The following is a 19,029-nucleotide window of genomic DNA, read 5'->3' as shown; positions in this document are numbered from 1 at the left end:
AGGATGATAAGTTGTTAAATATTTCAAGCTACCGCGGAGTCGATTAGTTCTAGCGGCCCGGCAGTTTTTTCCAAGTCACTTCATTGCGCAGGTAAACTGGCTCAGCATTTTCCACACGAACAACCTGCCCATTCGCCCATGATGATAACGCCAGCGGCAACATATCTTCAGCATGAGGCAAGGTGATTTCGCCGTCAGTCAGCATCACACTGCTGCCGCTAATCAGGTCAGGATAAGTCTGCCAGCCAGTACCCACGGTTGCCCAAGTACCACTCAATGATTGAGCATACTCCAGCGCTTGTGCTGGTGTCATTACCGCCTCACTCGCCTCGCCGAGCCACTGGCCTTGGTCATTGCGCTCAAACTCACCCCAATAAACCTCTCCCATGCGCGCATCTATCGCCGCTAATACTCGGGAGCTGCTCGTCAAACGAAACGCCCCCTGGGCCATAGTTTGCAAGGTGGAGACGCCAATCATCGGTAAGTCAGCACCCAATGCTAGCCCTTGGCCAATACCGATCCCAATTCGTACCCCGGTAAAACTGCCAGGGCCGCGGCCAAAGGCCAAAGCATCGAGTTGTTGCAGAGATAAGCCCGACTCCGCCAGCACTTGCTGCACCATCGGTAAAATTCGTTGGGTGTGTTCTCGTGGACAAAGCTCAAATAGGGCCTGAACTTCGCCGTTGTTCCAGAGTGCGACAGAACAAGCTTCTGTTGCGGTATCGATCGCTAAAATTCGCGTGGACATGCCAACCTCGGCAGGAAAAGAAGATAAATTCAACACAGGGCGCGCATGATAGCACACCCCTCCTCGCTTTTCCCTCAATCGCGCTGCTTGAGAAAAGCGATAGCTTTCGCCAAATCACGGGTTCGGGGTGCAGGTGGTAAACTATTGAGGAACATCGCGCCATAAGGGCGCATTACCAGCCGGTTATCACAGATAACCAGCACTCCGCGATCATCAATATCACGAATCAAACGGCCCACACCTTGCTTGAGCGTAATCACTGCATCAGGTAATTGCACATCATTGAATGGGTCACCACCGCGCAGACGGCAATCTTCAATACGCGCTTTCAACAAAGGGTCATCTGGCGAGGTAAACGGTAGTTTGTCGATAATAACGCAAGATAGGGCATCACCGCGCACATCGACACCTTCCCAAAAGCTGCTGGTCGCCACCAACAGCGCATTGCCCGCCGCCACAAACTGCGCCAACAGTTGCCCTTTACTGGTCTCCCCTTGCACCAATACTGGCAATGTCATGCTGGCGCGGAACTCTTCGGCCAACCCGCGCATCATCTGGTGCGAGGTACACAGGAAGAAACATCGCCCTTTATTGGCATCAATCAAGGGTTTTAGCATCACCGCCAGCTTGCGCGCCGCCCCCGGCTCATTGGCGGAGGGTAAATTACGCGGCACACACAATAATGCCTGATTGGCATAATCAAACGGGCTGGGCAAGAGCAGCGTTTTGGCGTTAGTCAGCCCCAGCCGCGAGGTGAAATGGGATAATTGGTCATTCACCGACAGGGTGGCCGAGGTGAAAATCCAGGTGCCGGGTTTTTCTTCGATTAACTCGCGAAAGCGGTCAGAGACAGACAGTGGCGTGAGCGCCAGCACAAAATGCCGTGCGTTACATTCATACCAATAACTGTAACCGGGCATAGAGACATCTTTCAATCGTTTCAATCGGTTGCGATACACCGTCGCCCGTTCAAAGGCCGCATCCAACATCGCACTGCGCCCCAGTGAAAGCTTCATCACGTCGTAGCACAGTTCCAGCGCATCATCGAGCAACAACAGCGCCCGCTGAATAGCGGGTTGCTCCATCACATCACGCAGATTACCGCGATAACCGGGATCCCCCAACACCAAACGAAAATCTTGGGTGTTTTGTGTCAGGCGGTCAGCACTTTTTTGCAATTGCGCTGAGTCACGCACTTCAGTTCGATAGGCAATAATGATGTCTTTTGCCAAGTCCATCAGTTGCCTGCTGGTCAATTGCTGACCGAAATATTGGCTGGCAATGTCGGGTATCTGATGGGCTTCATCGAAAATCATCACATCGGCGGTGGGGATCAACTCAGCAAAACCGCTCTCTTTCACCACCATATCCGCCAAGAATAAATGGTGATTAACCACCACCACGTCGGCATCCATCGCCCGGCGGCGAGCTTTCACCACAAAACACTCTTTATATAGCGGGCAATCACTGCCCAGACAGTTATCATTAGTGCTGGTCACTAACGGCCAGACAAAACTGTCTTCTGCAACTTCACCACAAGTGCTGATATCACCATCAACGGTTTCTGCTGACCAGCCGCGTAAGCGCACTAAATCCACTAATGTTTCACTGGCCAGCTCGCCGCCCGCCAGTGATTGTTGCTCAAGCCGCTCCAAACACAGGTAGTTTGAACGGCCTTTGAGCAACGCTAATTTCCCTTTATATTTCAAAGCAGTAGCGACAGTGGGCAAATCGCGGGAATAGAGTTGATCCTGCAATGCTTTGGAGCCAGTGGAGATAATGACTTTGCAATCAGCCCGTAACGCAGGAGCCAAATAAGCAAATGTTTTACCGGTACCAGTACCGGCCTCAACCACCAGCTGTTGTTTGGCATCAATAGATTCACTGATTGCCGCAGCCATTTGGCGCTGGGACTCTCGGGGGTTAAAACCTGTAATGGCCTGCGCTAATGCGCCGTCTGTTGCAAAATCGTCTGTCACACTTTCTCTTCCGGGCGAAATCAGCGGTGATTATGCCAAGCCTAAGCGCCCGCGACCACACATTCTCGCGATAGGCTATGCTACCCTGATGGTGAAAATTGACATTTACATTCACATTGGCATTCACACGAAGGAGTGAAAATGAGTATTGAGCGAATTAATCCCGAAAAACGGTGGTCAGACGCAGTGGTATTTAACAATACAATCTATTACACCAGTGTTCCGGAAAATCTGGATGCAGACGCCACTGCACAGACGGCAAACACATTGGCGGCCATTGATATGATGCTGAATCAACTCGGTTCAGATAAAGGCCGTATTTTGGATGCGACAATCTTTTTGGCAGATATTGCAGACTTCGCGGCAATGAATGCGGCGTGGGATGCCTGGGTAGTAGATGGCAATGCACCGGTGCGCTGCACCGTAGAGGCTAAGCTAATGAATCCAAAGTATAAAGTTGAAATCAAAATTATTGCGGCTATTTGATTAGCCGCTAAATTTCCTTGGCTTGTCTCAGACTAATCACAACGTGAATAGGTGGGGAAATGTGCCGAATGGGTCGTAGCGGCGTAAGCCGCCGGAGCGCCCATCGGTGCAGTCGCCCCACCAAACTCCAGATTAGGATAGCTTTATCATTACCATACCAGCCAGTAGCAAAATCAACCCGATCCAGCCTTTATAGTTCAGCCGCTGGTTGAACAAAATCCAACCCGCCGCCACGGTAGCGGCAATACCGAACCCGCCCCACAAGGCATAAGCCACTGATAATTCGATACCTTTCACCGCTTGTGCCAGCGCACTGAATGCCCCAAGCACTGACAACAATGATAAAATCCCCAACCATACCCGGCGAAAGCCATCTGACATTTTCAGTAGGATGTTAGCGATAATTTCTAGAATCACCGCCAAAATCAGAAACGCAATATGATAAAATTCAAGCTGTTGCATGATGCTCACCTGAATTTCGGCTTGGACTGTTCGGTTTCTTTGGCTTACGAGTCCCTGATTTCACTAACATTATGCCGCCGATCAAAGTCACTAAACCGACAATTTTCAGCGGTGATAAGCTTTCATCAAACCACAACACACTGAAAACAGTAATAATCAGGATACCAATCCCTTCCCACAGAGCATAAGCCACTCCTAGCGCCACTTTCTTCACCGCCAGAGCCAGCAAGATATATGAGCCGGTTATCATAAAATACATCACGATATGCCCGGTCATCTCACCACTGACACTGGCGTATTTCATTGATAAAGTGCCGATAATTTCAGCAACAATCGCTAAACCTAAAAATATCCAATAAATCATCATTCTTCTCCTAACAGGCATAGATGCTCGCTAAGGTCTATTTATTACGGTTATCCTAATTCGACGCCCCATTCACAGGGAATAGACGTGCGCAGGCCGTAAGAAATAGAAACTCACTTGGCGTAGAAATTTTTTGTTAAATTTATTAACTACAGAAGAAGAAAGACGCTATAGCTCGCTGCACCAGTGATGCTCACTGGCCAGAATGGCTGACAAGAAGAGTTGGGATGTAGAAGGCTTGAAAGTAATTCCATTAGTTTTCATCATAATATATCTCTTTTTTTTAGCTACACACGTTTTGGCTACTTTCTTGTATGCCAAACCCAGTGCGATACGCCTAAAACCCTCATCAAATTGGAATAATTAACTGCTGTATTTTTACCACAGTCAATTTTATAAAGCAAACCATCAATTTGATAAATAGTTTATAAAAAGAGATTAAAAAATAATAAGTTAGTAATTTTAAAAAAACAAAACCCCTGCATTGCAGAGGTTTACTGTTCAGCACTCATACTGGGTTTTCCCAGCAGTTCATGGAGTTAGCGCGACTTAGGCGGTGGCACCTGCAACAGCTTGTTTGGCTAACTCAGTAATGCGAGCGTAGTCACCTTTTTCCAGTGCATCAGCAGGAACCAACCATGAGCCGCCGATACACAATACGCTTTTCAGCGCCAGGTAATCGCGATAGTTGTTCGGTGTAATACCGCCAGTTGGACAGAAACGCACTTGAGAGAATGGGCCGCCGATAGCTTGCAAGGCTTTAACACCGCCGTTAGCTTCTGCCGGGAAGAATTTAAACTCACGCAGGCCATAACTCATGCCAAGCATCAGTTCAGAAACCGTGCTTATTCCTGGGATCAACGGAATATCACCTTCAGTTGCCGCTTTGAGAAGTTCATCAGTCAGCCCAGGGCTAATGGCAAATTGGGCACCCGCCTCAACCACATCAGCCAATTGCTGAGGATTAAGCACCGTACCCGCCCCCACAATGGCTTCTGGAACTTCTTTAGCAATAGCGCGAATAGCCTCAACAGCACAAGAGGTGCGCAACGTCACTTCCAGCACCCGAACACCACCCGCCACCAAGGCTTTAGCTAGCGGTACCGCTTGCTCGATCTTATTTATCACGATCACCGGGACGACAGGGCCTGCGGTCATTACCTGCTCTGCGCTCATTTTCCAGCTTTTCATTCGTTGTTATCTCCACTTATGCCGGTTGGCATGGACTCACCCGAAGGTGTCAGTTGAAAGATGGCTGGCGGAGCATTTATTACTTTTCCGCCGGCCATAAAGAATCATTCTGCGAGTCGCTAACGGCTCTTTATTATTGCGCTTGGGTGGGCGGCAATATACCCGTCATACTTCAAGCTGCATGTGCGTTGGCTACGCTCAATAACCCGAATCACTTACTGATGTAAGCTCATCGGGACTCTCTCGTTTGCCGCCTTCCTGCAACTCAAATTATTTAGGGTATAGTCATAACCTAAATATTTATTCGAATTCATTCCATGAGCGGCCATCACGGGTAATCATGGCCACCGACGCCACAGGGCCCCATGTCCCAGATTGATAAGGCTTTGGAGCCTCATTATCAGCAGCCCATGCATCCATGATGGAATCAACCCACTTCCAAGCTTCCTCCACCTCATCACGGCGCACAAACAGGGCCTGAATACCGCGCATCGTCTCCAACAGCAGACGTTCGTAAGCATCAGCAATATGCTGCTCGTTAAAGGTTTTGGAGAAACTGAGATCAAGCTTAGTGGTTTGCAGACGGTGCTTATGCTCAAGACCTGGTACTTTATTCAGCACTTCAATTTCGATGCCTTCATCTGGCTGCAAACGGATAGTCAGTTTATTCTGTGGTAATTGCTGATAAGACTCACGGAACAGATTCAACGCAGGGTTTTTAAAATACACCACCACTTCAGAACATTTGCTTGGCAGGCGTTTACCGGTTCTCAGGTAGAACGGCACACCGGCCCAGCGCCAGTCATCAATATCGACCCGGATAGAAACGAATGTCTCGGTGTTACTGCTCTTATTCGCCCCTTCTTCTTCCAGATAGCCAGGGACTTTATTACCCTGCACAAATCCGGCCGTATACTGACCCCGAACCGTGGTTTCACGCACATTGGTGTGATCAATACGGCGCAGCGAGCGCAGCACTTTCACTTTTTCATCACGGATACGGTCGGTACTCAAATCTGCCGGTGGCGACATGGCAATCATGGTTAGGATTTGCAGCAAGTGGTTTTGGATCATGTCGCGCATCTGGCCGGCCTGATCAAAATAGCCCCAACGCCCTTCAATACCGACTTCCTCTGCAACAGTAATCTGCACATGATCAATGGTGCGGTTATCCCAGTTCGACGCAAACAGTGAGTTGGCAAAACGCAGGGCCAGCAGGTTCAATACTGTCTCTTTACCTAAATAATGGTCGATACGGTAAACCTGGCATTCGTTGAAATACTCAGCGACCTGATCATTAATCACCCGTGAGGAAGCCAAATCTTTCCCCAAAGGTTTTTCCATTACCACCCGTGCTGGCTCTTTATTCAGACCCGCTTCGCCCAACCCTTTGCAAATGGCCCCAAAGGTATTCGGTGGCATCGCGAAGTAGTTAATGGTGGTGCGATTTTTTTGATCCAGCATTTTGCCCAATTTGGCAAAGTGTTTGCTGTCATTGACGTCCAGATTACAGAAATCGAGGCGAGAACTGAGTTTTTGCCACAATTCATCATCCAGCGTCTCTTTCATAAAGGTATCGAGGGCTTCCCTTACCACGGCTGTGTACGCGTCTTTGTCCCAATCGGCACGGCCTACGCCGATAATCCGTGTATCAGGGTGGATGTGACCCGCTTTCTCTAATTGGTAAAGGGAAGGCAACAGTTTCCGACGAGCCAAATCGCCCTTAGCGCCGAAAATCACCAGATCACATGCCTGGGCTGCCTGGGCTGTATTAGTTACCGCCATGTTATTCTCCTCGTTGCAGGATATTTGTAATTTTCTTACATTACTAATGTACTCTCTTTGACTATAGCCAGTAAACCCAGATAAAAGTGGGCCAAAAAAGGTTAAAAAACACTCGATAGAGTGGCAGGCCGCGTCAAATCAGGCCGCGCAACTTTAAAATGTAATTTTATGACGTTTTTGACAACTATTTACCATTATGAAAATTAGACACAGGTCATATTCTGGTGAAAAAGAGTGACTTCTCACCAGATGTCTCTGCCAACGGGTTCCAGCTCGTAGTATATTTTCATTAAACCGACATAGATTTCTCCTTTAAATGAAATCGGTAAAACCCATGGGTGACTCTCGTTATATGAATACGCTGGAAAATATCCAAAATAATCTGGACCTCCTGAGCAAATCGGAAAGGAAAGTCGCCGAGGTGATCCTCGCCTCCCCACAAACTGCCATCCACTCAAGTATTGCCACACTGGCCAAATTGGCGAATGTCAGCGAACCCACGGTAAACCGCTTTTGCCGTCGACTAGACACCAAAGGTTTTCCTGATTTTAAACTTCATTTGGCACAAAGTCTGGCAAATGGCACACCTTATGTGAACCGGAACGTCGAAGAGGATGATAGTGTAGCCGCTTACACGGGGAAAATATTTGAATCGACCATGGCCAGCTTGGATATGGCGAAAAATAATTTAGATATTGCCGCGATCAACCGAGCGGTCGATTTATTGACACAAGCGAAGAAAATTTCGTTCTTCGGCCTTGGCGCATCGGCCGCTGTAGCCCATGATGCCATGAATAAATTCTTCCGCTTTAATATCCCAGTAATTTATTTCGATGATATCGTAATGCAACGCATGAGTTGCATGAATTCCAACGAAGGTGATGTGGTGGTATTGATATCTCACACTGGGCGCACAAAAAGCCTGGTTGAGCTGGCACAACTCGCCCGTGAAAACGATGCCACAGTGATTGCCATTACCTCGCGCGATACTCCGCTGGCTAATGAAGCAACATTACCGCTGTTACTGGACGTGCCGGAAGATACTGATATGTATATGCCAATGGTGTCCCGTATTGCTCAATTGACCTTAATTGACGTGTTGGCAACCGGTTTTACTCTGCGTCGTGGGGCTAAATTCAGGGATAACCTGAAGCGAGTGAAAGACGCATTGAAAGAGTCGCGTTTCGACAAAGGTTCACCACGGGTCAATAGTGGCGAGTAACCTTAAAAAGTTAAACCAGTCAAAAAGTAAAGAGCATTGAAGACAGAAGTTGCTTTGTTTTGTGTTAGCGCATCTTCTGTGGTGAAAGTTTGACGTACCATTAAAAGATAATATGTGTTTGACTCTTAAAACATTGGAGTCAACAAGTCCTAAACAGCTCGCTTTTGTAATGTGGTCATTGATGTGTAAATGGAATCCGCATGGGCCATTTTGCGCATCAATTGTTTTACAGTCGCAAGCGGATAACATAAATGACACTATGTTGTGGTAATACGTTGTTGTAAAAAGTTGTTATCGCAAACATAACTGTCACAAATGCATCGTCGTAAAATTTGTAACTTAATTACATTTTACTATCGGATTGATTATCCGCTGTTTTAACAACACCATGCTTCATCAGTCAACGGAGTAAGAGATGTCCAGACGGCTCAGAAGGACCAAGATTGTTACTACACTGGGGCCGGCTACTGACCGCGACAATAATCTGGAAAAGATTATTATTGCGGGTGCTAACGTAGTCCGCCTGAATTTTTCCCATGGTAGTGCTGAAGATCATGAATTGCGGGCCAATAAAGTCCGTGAGATTGCTGCCCGATTGGGGCGCCATGTAGCTATTCTTGGCGATTTACAGGGTCCTAAGATCCGGGTATCTACTTTTAAGGAAGGAAAAGTCTTCCTTAACGTGCACGATAAATTCTTGCTTGATGCCAATATGGCAAAAGGCGAAGGCGATAAAGACAAAGTTGGTATCGATTATAAAGGATTACCGGCAGATGTTGTTCCTGGTGACATCCTGTTGCTGGACGATGGCCGCGTACAATTAAAAGTTATTGAAGTTCAGGGCATGAAAGTGTTCACCGAAGTGACTGTCGGCGGCCCGCTCTCTAATAACAAAGGTATCAATAAGTTAGGTGGCGGCCTGTCTGCCGAAGCACTGACAGAAAAAGATAAAGCCGACATTATTACTGCCGCCAAAATTGGTGTGGATTTCCTGGCGGTCTCTTTCCCTCGTACCGGCGAAGATTTAAATTATGCTCGCCGTTTGGCCCGTGATGCCGGCTGCAATGCGCAAATTGTCGCAAAAGTTGAGCGTGCTGAAGCCGTGGCGACAGATGAAGCCATGGACGATATCATTCTAGCCTCAGATGTCGTGATGGTTGCCCGTGGTGACTTGGGTGTCGAAATCGGTGACCCTGAGTTAGTCGGTATTCAGAAAAAACTGATTCGCCGGGCTCGCCAGCTAAACCGCGCGGTTATCACTGCAACCCAGATGATGGAGTCAATGATAACCAACCCAATGCCAACACGCGCAGAAGTGATGGACGTGGCTAACGCCGTATTGGATGGCACAGATGCGGTCATGTTGTCAGCCGAAACGGCAGCGGGCCAGTATCCGGCTGAAACGGTTGCCGCCATGGCGCGTGTTTGTCTCGGTGCAGAAAAAATCCCAAGTATCAATGTGTCCAAACACCGCCTTGATGTGCAATTCGACAATGTCGAAGAAGCGATTGCGATGTCGACCATGTATGCAGCAAACCATCTGAAAGGCATCACAGCGATTATTGCGATGACTGAATCAGGCCGCACGGCGTTGATGATGTCACGTATCAGTTCCGGCTTGCCAATCTTTGCAATGTCGCGTCATGACCATACTTTGAACCTGACGGCTATTTATCGCGGTGTCACGCCAGTGTATTGCGATACCCATACTGATGGCATTCTTGCCGCAACCGAAGCAGTTAATCGACTGAAAGATAAAGGTTTCCTGGTATCTGGCGATTTAGTTATCGTCACACAAGGCGATGTTATGGGGACGATTGGTACCACCAATACCAGCCGCATCATCCGCGTTGAGTAATCTTTAATTAGAAACAAAAAGCCCGCTCATCAATAGCGGGCTTTTTTTGTTTCTATTCAACTAAATTCAACTAGCGACCTTAGAGATCCTTACGGACATAGGGCTCTATCTCGCCTTCTCGCCGTGTTTTCAGTAGTTTTAGAATCCAGGTATATTGTTCCGGATTCGGTTTAACCAACAACTCAACTTCTTCATTCATCCGGCGCGCGATATAAACATCGTCGGCACCAGTCAAATCATCCATTGGTGGACGAATATAGATATCAAGCCGATGTTCACGATAATTATAGACTGGGAACATGGGGACAATCGCCGCACGACAGACTTTCATCAACCGCCCGACGGCCGGTAACGTCGCTTTATAGGTCGCAAAGAAATCAACAAACTCACTTTGCTCTGGGCCATAATCCTCATCGGGCAAATAATATCCCCAAAAACCCTGACGCACTGAGCTAATAAACGGCTTAATACCACTCTCTCGAGCATGAATACGACCACCAAACCGCAAGCGCGCACTGTTCCATAAGTAATCAATTAATGGATTCCGTTGATGATGGAACATGCCAGCAACCGGCTTACCTTGCTCAGCTAACAACATGGCGGGAATATCTATCGACCAGGCATGGGGCACTAATAAAATAACATTGCGCTCCTGCTGTTGCAGGCCGTCAAGAATATCTAGCCCATGCCAATGAACTCGAGATAACACTTTCTTCGGATCACGAAAACACAGTTCGGCCATCATCATTAAAGGCTGGGCTGCGGTCGCAAACATTTGATCAATAATATGTTCGCGCTCTGCTTCTGGCAGCTCAGGCATACAATAAAGAAGGTTAATGCGCGCTCGGCGACGGGCACTTTTAGCAAATTTACCCGCAAGACGCCCGACCCGAGCCAATAACGGATCACGCACTTTCGGTGGGACATAAGCCATTGCTGCCATTGCCCCAGCCCCTAACCACACCCCCCAAAAACGGGGATGTAGGAAAGATTTCTTAAATACCGGAATAAAACCAGCTGCGTCGTTTTTCTCTTTATGCATGGGAAACTCTTGGAATGGGCGGTGAGCTAATAATATACCGCGGGGTATAAACGCGCCGGTAGCGCAAATTTATGGCTACCGGCGAGCTATTAATCCAGTTGCAACTGCGGAATGACCTGCTTGGCAATGGCCAGATAATCGCTGCGATCTTTACCACTTAATCCTTCTGAACGCGGTAACTTAGCGGTCAATGGGTTAACAGCTTGCTGGTTCATCCAAAATTCATAATGCAGATGCGGGCCAGTAGAACGACCGGTGTTACCTGACAATGCGATGCGATCACCACGTTTCACTTTTTGGCCTGGCTTCACCAGTAATTTTTTCAAATGCATATAACGCGTGGTGTATTGGCGGCCATGACGGATAGCAACATAGTTACCCGCTGCGCCACTGCGTTTAGCAATAACAACTTCGCCATCACCCACGGCAAGCACCGGGGTGCCCACCGGCATCGCAAAATCCACCCCTTTATGCGGTGCAATGCGCCCTGTTACCGGGTTAATCCGGCGAGGGTTGAAGTTAGACGAGACCCGGAATTGCTTCATCGTAGGAAAACGCATAAAACCACGCGCCAGCCCAGAACCTAGCCGATCATAGAACTTACCGTCGTCGGCGCGGATAGCGTAATAATCTTTGCCACCAGAGCGCATACGCACCCCAACCAGTTGACTTTGCTCACTGCGGCCATCCAGTATTTCACGGGACATCAACACTGCGAACTGATCGCCTTTACGCAGTTTGGCAAAATCCAACTGCCATTGTAATGCTTTTGTCACAGCGCGAATCTCTGCGCCCGTCAAACCGGCCTTTTTAGCACTGGTCACAAAACTACCGTCAAGCCGACCGGTGAGAACCGCATTGGTCCACTCACCTTTCTGTAACTCTTTTGTTTCTTTGAAGTTATTACCTACGCGGTCATATGTGCGGGTTTCACGACGAGAAACTTCCCATGTCAGGCGCTGCAAATCACCAGTGTCATTGACTGTCCAGGAGATTTGTTGTCCGATCTTCAGATTACGCAAATCACGGTTTTGAGTCGCCAACAAGGAAACATCAGAGATATCAATGCCATATTGGGTAAGAATTGTGCTGAGAGTATCGCCAGTCGAGACCACGTACTCATGAACGCCAGTTTCACTGACATCTTTAGCATCTAATTCGTCTTGTGGGATTTCATCATCAGGGGTTGGCTGATCAATAGGTTCACTGGCTTCGGGAAGTAAAACACGGCTTTGGCTGGTATCTAATACAACACTTTTAGCGACAGGTTCATGCTCAGAATGATAAACAAAAGGCCGCCAAACGGCTACGGCCAGTGTCATTACAGTCAACGACCCCAGCATGATGCGGTGGGGTCGAGGGAGATTGTTATATGCCAAAGTGATAGTTCGGACTATCTGCTGCACTTATGAGTATCCTTTTAATCTTACTTCAGGCAGCTCACGTATTGGTTCGACAACTGAGACATAAAGTCCACATAGCTGTCCTTGCCTAATACTATGCCACTCCCCAAAGGATCTAAGGTGCCTGAACGCACGTCTGTTCCTTTGGCGACAGCATTAATGACGGCTGGCCTGAATTGTGGCTCAGCAAAAACGCATACCGCTTTATGCTCAACCAACTGTGTTCGAATTTGATGTAAACGCTGCGCACCAGGTTGAATTTCGGGATTGACTGTAAAATGCCCCAACGGGCTCAAGCCAAAATGTTTTTCAAAGTAGCCATAAGCATCATGAAAAACGAAGTATCCCTTACCTTGGGCAGGCTTTAGCATAGTAGCAATATTTTTTTCATTTTGCGCTAGTTGATCCTCGAATCGGCGCAGGTTTGCATCTAGTTTGTCCTTATTTTGTGGCATAAGTTCCAATAATCTGTCGTGAATAGCAATTGCAGATTGTTTAGCGATGGTTGGGGACAACCAAATATGCATATTATATTCACCGTGGCGGTGCTCATCACTATGATTATCTTTTGCATGATCATGATCATGCCTTTCATCTGTCCCTTCATGATCCCCATTTTCATCACCTTTCATCAATAAAGGCGTAACTGAAGGTAACTGTGCCAGGGATATCTTTTTGTTATCAGCAACTTGCGTCAACGGTTTTGCTAAAAAAGCTTCCATTTCCGGCCCAACCCAAATAACCAGGTCAGCGCTGCGTAACCGCTGGACATCTGATGGACGCAGAGCATAATCATGTGGCGATGCGCCATCGGGCAGCAATACTTCAGTGGGTAATACGCCATCAGCAATGGCTGCGGCGATAAAACCTAACGGACGCACTGATGTAACGACCGCAGCAGAGGCAATATTAAATGGGCTGGCCGCTAAAATTACACTGCCCAAAATTGCCCGCTTCAACCACTTGTTTTTATGTAACATAATATGAACTCTCGACGTTTGGATCGCTAAGGCGTAATATTATAACATTCACTCGGTTCTGCAAACGTAATCATAATGTCCACATTGGTCACACTAAATAAAATATCCGTCACTTTCGATAGTCGACGGGTATTAAATGATATTTCCCTTTCGCTGCGCCCAGGAAGAATTCTCACCCTGCTTGGCCCAAATGGCGCGGGCAAATCAACACTGGTTCGCGTGGTATTGGGGTTAATTGCCCCCACCAGTGGCACTCTTGTTCGTGAGCCAGGTTTGCGCATTGGCTATGTTCCACAAAAGCTTCATCTGGATGCGACCTTGCCGCTAACAGTGAGCCGCTTTATGCGCTTGAAACCGGGTGTTAAGAAAGTCGATATTTTACCGGCTCTGAAACGAGTACATGCTGCACACCTATTAGACCAACCGATGCAAAAACTGTCCGGCGGTGAAAACCAACGTGTTCTCTTAGCCCGTGCATTATTGAATCGTCCACAGTTATTAGTGTTAGATGAGCCAACACAAGGCGTTGATGTTAATGGTCAATTAGCACTGTATGACTTAATTGAGCAGCTACGCAGAGAACTCGGCTGCGCCGTCTTGATGGTATCCCATGACCTGCATTTAGTGATGGCTAAAACTGACGAAGTATTATGTCTTAACCAACATATTTGTTGTTCCGGTGCACCAGAAGTGGTTTCCACTCATCCTGAGTTTATCGCCATGTTTGGTAATCGCGGAGCAGAGCAATTAGCGGTTTACCGTCATCACCATAATCATCGCCACGATTTGCACGGAAAGATTATTTTGAAAAACAATGGGAGCCGGGACGCATGATTGAATTATTGCTGCCTGGCTGGTTAGCAGGTGTGTTGCTGGCAACGGCGGCTGGCCCTCTGGGGTCTTTTGTCGTCTGGCGGCGGATGTCTTATTTTGGCGATACCTTAGCGCATGCATCATTATTGGGTGTTGCATTCGGTTTATTGCTCGATGTGAACCCATTTTATGCCGTGATCGTGATGACCATGGTACTGGCACTCATTCTGGTGTGGTTAGAACGCCGCCCACAGTTAGCTGTCGATACGCTGCTCGGAATTATGGCTCATAGCGCATTATCTTTAGGCCTGGTGGTGGTTAGCCTGATGCATAACGTGCGAGTCGATTTAATGGCCTATCTGTTTGGCGACCTGCTTTCCGTGACGCTGAGTGATATCGGGCTCATTGCTGCTGGAGTAGTCGTGGTGCTGGGGATATTGTGCTGGCAATGGCGATCATTGCTATCAATGACCATCAGCCCGGAACTGGCCCATGTGGACGGTGTGAACTTAGAGCGTGTTCGGATGCTACTGATGCTGGTGACCGCGCTGACCATAGGGTTGTCGATGAAGTTCGTCGGCGCACTGATTATCACTTCCCTGCTGATAATCCCAGCCGCTGCCGCACGTCGTTTTGCCCGAACACCAGAACAAATGGCCGCTATTGCTATTGCTATTGGCATTGTCGCGGTGACAGGCGGTTTAACTTTCTCTGCTTTCTATGACACCCCAGCAGGCCCTTCCGTCGTGCTTTGTGCCGCTGTGATGTTCATCCTGAGTCTGTCACAAAAGGCACGCGGATAGCCGAGTGATAAATACAGTGCTCATTGAGAAGACTGTTGCTTGAAAATAACCTTCATCAGGGCTGTCCATCGCACAACCCGGCATTAAAGAGGCTTACTCTTCGCGGATGATACCAAAATGTTTATAAGCATGATTGGTGGCAATACGCCCGCGGGGGGTGCGCTGAATAAACCCTTGTTGGATTAAATATGGCTCCAGCACATCTTCGATAGTTTCTCGTTCTTCACCAATCGCCGCCGCCAGATTATCCAACCCCACAGGGCCGCCCATAAATTTATCGATAACGGCCAGCAAGAGTTTGCGGTCCATAAAATCAAAACCTTCGGCATCGACATTCAGCATATCCAGTGCTTTCATCGCTACATCTCCGTTGATAGCACCATCAGCCCTGACCTCAGCGAAATCACGCACGCGCCGTAACAAGCGGTTGGTGATACGCGGTGTCCCGCGTGAGCGACGAGCTAATTGATGTGCCCCTTCCGCGGTTAGCTCCAGACCTAAGCACTTAGCACTGCGCGCCACAATGTGTTCTAAGTCAGCGACTTGATAAAATTCAAGCCGCTGAACAATACCAAATCGGTCGCGCAATGGAGAGGTCAATGACCCTGCACGGGTCGTCGCGCCAATCAAGGTAAATGGCGGTAAATCAAGTTTGATTGAACGCGCCGCCGGGCCTTCACCAATCATGATATCTAATTGATAATCTTCCATTGCCGGATAGAGGATTTCTTCAACCACGGGTGATAACCGATGGATTTCATCAATAAATAATACGTCATGCGGCTCAAGATTGGTCAGCATGGCAGCTAAGTCACCCGCTTTTTCCAATACCGGGCCTGAGGTGGTACGCAGATTCACCCCCATCTCATTCGCCACAATATTTGCCAAGGTGGTTTTGCCTAGTCCCGGGGGGCCAAATATCAGCACATGATCCAGCGCATCACCGCGTTGTTTCGCCGCCTGAATGAAGATTTCCATTTGCTCACGGACATGGGGCTGCCCGACATATTCTGCCAATAGTTTCGGGCGAATAGCCCTATCAATACTCTCTTCATCACTGATAACACCCGCAGAAATCAGGCGGTCTGCTTCAATCATTATCTACCTCTACCTATAACGCGGCACGCAAAGCATCACGGATCAGGGTTTCACAATCAGCGCCCGGTTTAGCGATTTTGCTCACTAAACGGCTGGCTTCTTGTGGTTTATAACCTAAAGCCACCAGCGCAGAAGCGGCTTCTGCTTCGATATCGGCATCAGAGATTTGTGACGAACTACTGGCGGGTAACTGAATATCACCCGTATTATTGAACAAGTCACCATTGAGGCCTTTAAAGCGGTCTTTCATTTCAACCACCAAGCGCTCAGCTGTCTTCTTGCCGACACCCGGTAATTTCACCAGAGTGGTGATATCTTCCCGTTCAACCGCCGCCACAAACTGTTGTGCTGACATGCCAGAGAGAATGGCCAGCGCCAGTTTTGGCCCCACACCGTTCACTTTTATCAACTCACGAAACAGCGCCCGTTCCTGCTTATCATTGAAACCGTACAGCAATTGGGCATCTTCGCGCACCACAAACTGGGTAAAGATAATGGCTTCCTGCCCCAAGTCTGGCAGCTCATAAAAACAGGTCATTGGCAGTTGGACTTCATAGCCAACACCGTTTGTTTCCAGCAGCACCAAGGGTGGCTGTTTTTCCAGAATGATACCTCTGAGGCGCCCTATCACGTTGACTTTCTCCTCGTTTACCCACATTCGGGTATAAACATAATGGCTGTTTATAGCATAAAAAAGGCTGGATGGATATCCAGCCTACAGTATACCCAAAAGATTTCAAGATGCAGGAAGGCGGCAAGCGGGATAATTCCGATGAGCTTACATAAGTAAGTGATTCGGGTTATCGAGCGCAGCCAACACACCTGCAACTTGAAAGATGACAGGTATAACAGTTAATCTGCTCGCATTAAAATACCAGTCAACGGAGCCTACCACGCGCCAGCACCATTTGGTCATTACCCAGTCGCAAGGTATTTTGGCTAAGGTGACAATGAGTTATGGCAATGGCCAATGCATCGGCGGCATCAGCCTGAGGGTTCGCAGGGAGTTTCAACAGTGAGCGCACCATGTGCTGAACCTGGCTTTTTTCCGCCGCGCCAGTGCCAACCACGGTCTGTTTAACCTGCCGAGCCGCATATTCGGAAACCGGCAAATTCAAGTTGACTGCCGCGACAATCGCCGCGCCGCGCGCTTGCCCCAGTTTTAAAGCCGAATCCGGGTTTTTTGCCATAAACACTTGTTCGATAGCAAAAAAGTCGGGTTGAAACTGGGTGATAATTTCAGTAACACCGGCATAAATCAACTTCAGGCGAGTCGGCATATCGTCAACGACAGTGCGAATACAACCGCTGCCCAGATAAGTAAGCTGGCGACCTTGTTGGCGGATGACGCCATAACCGGTGACACGAGAACCGGGATCGATGCCTAATACGATCGCCATACCAGTTTATTCACCTTGTTCAAGTACTGCTAATGACACTGGCCACAAAACGCAGCCAGTGTTATGCCCGTCATATTTCAAGCTGCAATAGACCTAAAATCAGACTGAATTACAGGGTTGCTGCCACTTCATCAGAGATCTCGCCGTTATGGTAAACCTCTTGCACATCATCCGAGTCTTCCAGCATATCAATCAAGCGCAGCAGTTTTGGTGCAGTCTCTGCATCCAAATCGGCTTTAGTTGATGGGATAAGAGAGACTTCAGCGCCTTCCGCGACCAAACCAGTGGCATCCAGTGCATCTTTCACCGCCCCGAGAGATTCCCAAGCGGTAAACACATCAATAGCACCGTCATCATAGACCACGATATCATCAGCACCGGCTTCCAATGCCGCATCCATCACCGCATCTTCTTCTAAACCCGGTGCGTATGAAATGACACCTTTTTTGGTGAATAGATAAGAAACAGAACCATCAGTCCCCAGGTTACCACCGGTTTTGGTGAATGCATGGCGAACTTCAGATACGGTACGGTTACGATTATCACTCAAGCATTCAACCATCACGGCAGTGCCGCCGGGGCCATAGCCTTCGTAGATGATGGTTTCCATGTTGTTATCTTCGTCACCGCCCACACCACGGGCAATAGCGCGGTTCAGGGTGTCGCGTGTCATGTTATTCGACAACGCTTTATCAATAGCCGCACGCAAACGCGGGTTGGCACCGGGATCACCACCACCCAAACGGGCCGCGGTTACCAGCTCACGAATAATTTTAGTAAAAATCTTACCGCGTTTGGCATCCTGTGCCGCTTTGCGGTGTTTTGTGTTGGCCCATTTACTATGACCTGCCATAAATCAGTATCTCCAAAATAGTCTAACTAGACTGAATAAAGAACGTACTCTTCTATCGCTTGCTGATTGCTCCAGGACTTGGTCAATGCTGCGGCATCCGCAGCATCTAACCACTGGTAAGCCAGATGTTCGGTAATCACCACATCTCGCTCTTCGGGTAACGCCAAACAGAACCAATGTTCTTTATTACGCGTAACACCCGGCGCATAGCGACGGCGCAAATGCACAAAGAGTTCAAATTCCACACAGCGCTGGCAGTCGAACAGCTCCAGATTTTCACCCAGTATATCAATGCCGACTTCTTCCTTTACTTCGCGCTGCGCGGTTTGCAACGGGGTTTCATCACCTTCCAGGCTGCCGGTGACCGACTGCCAAAAATCAGGATCATCACGCCGTTGCAGCATCAGCACCCGACCACTGTTTTTGGCGTAGATCACCGCCAGTATTGATTCGGGCCGCTTATACCCGTCATCTTTCAAACTGCAAGTGTGTTGGCTGCACTCAATCATCCGAATCACTTACCGGTGTAAGCTCATCGGGTT

General features: G+C 48.4%; 19 protein-coding genes. 5 read left to right on the top strand and 14 right to left on the bottom strand.

The annotated features are described in order from the left end of the window. Positions 1 to 49: 49 nt before the first annotated feature. Positions 50 to 748: a tRNA (adenosine(37)-N6)-threonylcarbamoyltransferase complex dimerization subunit type 1 TsaB gene (gene tsaB / locus DX162_RS15545; RefSeq protein WP_032819922.1), complete on the bottom strand. Its 699-nt coding sequence runs from the start codon at positions 746 to 748 to the stop codon at positions 50 to 52. A gap of 74 nt (positions 749 to 822) precedes the next feature. After that, entirely contained in the window at positions 823 to 2,727 is a 1,905-nt protein-coding gene (locus DX162_RS15540; RefSeq protein ID WP_115155873.1) for a DNA repair helicase YoaA, read from the bottom strand. A 141-nt stretch (positions 2,728 to 2,868) separates the two neighbouring features. Between DX162_RS15540 and DX162_RS15535 the strand changes: the two genes are divergently transcribed. Continuing rightward, positions 2,869 to 3,213, top strand: a complete 345-nt coding sequence (locus DX162_RS15535; RefSeq protein WP_032819882.1) for a RidA family protein — start codon at positions 2,869 to 2,871, stop codon at positions 3,211 to 3,213. Between the two features lie 132 nt (positions 3,214 to 3,345). On the opposite strand, the gene mdtI is transcribed toward DX162_RS15535, so the two are convergent. The 4 genes from mdtI to zwf form a co-directional block, all read right to left on the bottom strand. Further along, positions 3,346 to 3,675 carry a multidrug/spermidine efflux SMR transporter subunit MdtI gene (gene mdtI / locus DX162_RS15530; RefSeq protein WP_005163022.1) on the bottom strand — a complete coding sequence of 110 codons (330 nt, stop codon included), beginning with the start codon at positions 3,673 to 3,675 and terminating at the stop codon, positions 3,346 to 3,348. Next, complete coding sequence (gene mdtJ, locus DX162_RS15525; protein ID WP_032819883.1) at positions 3,662 to 4,039, bottom strand: multidrug/spermidine efflux SMR transporter subunit MdtJ; 378 nt, start codon at positions 4,037 to 4,039, stop codon at positions 3,662 to 3,664. The genes mdtI and mdtJ overlap by 14 nt, the downstream gene beginning before the upstream one ends. A 549-nt stretch (positions 4,040 to 4,588) precedes the next feature. Beyond that, a complete protein-coding gene (locus DX162_RS15520; RefSeq protein ID WP_004390688.1) occupies positions 4,589 to 5,230 on the bottom strand; it encodes a bifunctional 4-hydroxy-2-oxoglutarate aldolase/2-dehydro-3-deoxy-phosphogluconate aldolase in 642 nt (213 codons plus the stop codon). Between the two features lie 300 nt (positions 5,231 to 5,530). Next, positions 5,531 to 7,015, bottom strand: coding sequence for a glucose-6-phosphate dehydrogenase (gene zwf, locus DX162_RS15510; protein ID WP_004390690.1), 1,485 nt, complete (start codon positions 7,013 to 7,015; stop codon positions 5,531 to 5,533). A gap of 352 nt (positions 7,016 to 7,367) precedes the next feature. On the opposite strand from zwf, the gene DX162_RS15505 reads away from it, so the two are divergent. Beyond that, a complete protein-coding gene (locus tag DX162_RS15505) occupies positions 7,368 to 8,237 on the top strand; it encodes a MurR/RpiR family transcriptional regulator (protein WP_032819923.1) in 870 nt (289 codons plus the stop codon). A gap of 415 nt (positions 8,238 to 8,652) precedes the next feature. After that, positions 8,653 to 10,095: a pyruvate kinase gene (gene pyk, locus DX162_RS15500; protein WP_004390692.1), complete on the top strand. Its 1,443-nt coding sequence runs from the start codon at positions 8,653 to 8,655 to the stop codon at positions 10,093 to 10,095. A gap of 79 nt (positions 10,096 to 10,174) precedes the next feature. Here the strand turns inward: pyk and lpxM are convergent, their stop codons facing one another. The 3 genes from lpxM to znuA all read right to left on the bottom strand — a co-directional run bounded on the left by lpxM (position 10,175) and on the right by znuA (position 13,520). Then, on the bottom strand, positions 10,175 to 11,137 hold the full coding sequence (gene lpxM / locus DX162_RS15495) for a lauroyl-Kdo(2)-lipid IV(A) myristoyltransferase (RefSeq protein WP_098080825.1): 963 nt from the start codon (positions 11,135 to 11,137) through the stop codon (positions 10,175 to 10,177). A gap of 89 nt (positions 11,138 to 11,226) precedes the next feature. Continuing rightward, a complete protein-coding gene (gene mepM / locus DX162_RS15490; protein WP_032819884.1) occupies positions 11,227 to 12,543 on the bottom strand; it encodes a murein DD-endopeptidase MepM in 1,317 nt (438 codons plus the stop codon). 20 nt (positions 12,544 to 12,563) lie between these two features. Continuing rightward, positions 12,564 to 13,520 carry a zinc ABC transporter substrate-binding protein ZnuA gene (gene znuA / locus DX162_RS15485; RefSeq protein ID WP_004390695.1) on the bottom strand — a complete coding sequence of 319 codons (957 nt, stop codon included), beginning with the start codon at positions 13,518 to 13,520 and terminating at the stop codon, positions 12,564 to 12,566. Between the two features lie 75 nt (positions 13,521 to 13,595). Between znuA and znuC the strand changes: the two genes are divergently transcribed. Both znuC and znuB read left to right on the top strand, forming a co-directional pair. Next, positions 13,596 to 14,354 (top strand): zinc ABC transporter ATP-binding protein ZnuC, encoded by a 759-nt coding sequence (gene znuC, locus DX162_RS15480; RefSeq protein WP_004390696.1) that lies wholly within the window; start codon positions 13,596 to 13,598, stop codon positions 14,352 to 14,354. Then, complete coding sequence (gene znuB / locus DX162_RS15475; protein ID WP_032819885.1) at positions 14,351 to 15,136, top strand: zinc ABC transporter permease subunit ZnuB; 786 nt, start codon at positions 14,351 to 14,353, stop codon at positions 15,134 to 15,136. The genes znuC and znuB overlap by 4 nt, the downstream gene beginning before the upstream one ends. A 93-nt stretch (positions 15,137 to 15,229) precedes the next feature. On the opposite strand, the gene ruvB is transcribed toward znuB, so the two are convergent. From ruvB to nudB, 5 genes are all read right to left on the bottom strand, one after another. After that, positions 15,230 to 16,234 (bottom strand): Holliday junction branch migration DNA helicase RuvB, encoded by a 1,005-nt coding sequence (gene ruvB / locus DX162_RS15470; protein ID WP_004390698.1) that lies wholly within the window; start codon positions 16,232 to 16,234, stop codon positions 15,230 to 15,232. A gap of 13 nt (positions 16,235 to 16,247) precedes the next feature. Beyond that, positions 16,248 to 16,865: a Holliday junction branch migration protein RuvA gene (gene ruvA, locus DX162_RS15465; RefSeq protein WP_032819886.1), complete on the bottom strand. Its 618-nt coding sequence runs from the start codon at positions 16,863 to 16,865 to the stop codon at positions 16,248 to 16,250. 247 nt (positions 16,866 to 17,112) lie between these two features. Further along, positions 17,113 to 17,634, bottom strand: a complete 522-nt coding sequence (gene ruvC / locus DX162_RS15455) for a crossover junction endodeoxyribonuclease RuvC (RefSeq protein ID WP_004390700.1) — start codon at positions 17,632 to 17,634, stop codon at positions 17,113 to 17,115. A gap of 109 nt (positions 17,635 to 17,743) precedes the next feature. Continuing rightward, a complete protein-coding gene (locus DX162_RS15450; protein WP_004390701.1) occupies positions 17,744 to 18,487 on the bottom strand; it encodes a YebC/PmpR family DNA-binding transcriptional regulator in 744 nt (247 codons plus the stop codon). 26 nt (positions 18,488 to 18,513) lie between these two features. Next, positions 18,514 to 18,996, bottom strand: a complete 483-nt coding sequence (gene nudB, locus DX162_RS15445; RefSeq protein ID WP_004390702.1) for a dihydroneopterin triphosphate diphosphatase — start codon at positions 18,994 to 18,996, stop codon at positions 18,514 to 18,516. Positions 18,997 to 19,029: the final 33 nt, after the last annotated feature.

The organism is Yersinia kristensenii (assembly GCF_900460525.1).
Lineage (GTDB): Bacteria > Pseudomonadota > Gammaproteobacteria > Enterobacterales > Enterobacteriaceae > Yersinia > Yersinia kristensenii.
The sequence above is the reverse complement of the archived record's forward strand: the minus strand, read 5'-3'. Positions and strand labels throughout refer to the sequence as shown.